1 protein-coding gene is annotated in these 1,021 nt (G+C 41.3%); it reads right to left on the reverse strand.

All coding sequences use genetic code 11. The features are described 5' to 3' along the window. Positions 1 to 1,021, reverse strand: a 1,021-nt coding sequence (locus ACFSB2_RS17295; RefSeq protein ID WP_377944356.1) for an AMP-binding protein, incomplete at both ends; no start/stop codon positions are given.

Here is a 1,021-nt window from a genome sequence, read left to right on the forward strand (position 1 = left end):
GATTCTCTACAAACTTCTCCGCCGTCAGTTCAGGTTGATTCAGATAACCACGGGCAAGTCCTGCTCCACTGACACATAATTCCCCTAGTACCCCGATTGGTTGTACCTCATCATACGTACTAAGAACATAAATTCTTGTATTATCAATCGGTTTCCCAATAGGTGGAACTGCAGGAATTACCATTTCAGGAGCCATAGTATAAATAGTTACCACATGAGTTTCTGACGGCCCATAATGATTATGTAGACAATAATGTACATCTCTCAAATTCTTGCGTGCCCTAGACGTTAACGCTAATTTCTCGCCTGCAGTAATAACATGGAGTATTGAGGAGGGAAGTTCTACTCCATGTTCTTCGAACAATACATTAACAAGCGCAGTTGGCAGAAAAACAGTCACAAGTTCATAGCGCTCTATGAACCGTAACAATGCTGCTGTTTCACGCCTCACTCCGTCCGGAGCAATGAATAAGGTCCCTCCCTGAAGCATTACCGAACCAATTTCCTGATAACATACATCAAAACTAATCATCGTTAACTGTAACGTTCGCGAAAAATCCAGGCCTTTACAAGCTTGCGAATGTAGCAGATTTACTAGTCCGCCGTGTCTGTATAACACACCTTTAGGATTTCCAGTTGATCCCGATGTGTAAATGACATATACAAGGTCATCAAGCTCAGCATGTAAGATTAAATTGCCTGATGATGCTTTCGTAAGATCTACCTCATCAATTTTAATTTGATTAACATCGTCCAAGGATATTTTCTCATCAAACTCGGTTTGTATAAGTATTGTTCGCACTTTACTATCTCGTAACATAAAGCGAATGCGTTCCTCTGGAAATCCTGGATCAATCGGAAGAATAGCAGCTCCTGATTTCCAGATTGCCAATATCGCAAGAATAAAGTCTATAGAGCGGTTCATCATTACACCAACAATATCCCCGCTCGTAATTTCTCTTCCCCTGAGTACCCATGCCAACTGATTCGCTTTCGCATTTAACTCCCTATATGTCAGTTC

This window comes from Alicyclobacillus fodiniaquatilis (assembly GCF_042678105.1).
Taxonomy (GTDB): Bacteria; Bacillota; Bacilli; order Alicyclobacillales; family Alicyclobacillaceae; genus Alicyclobacillus; species Alicyclobacillus fodiniaquatilis.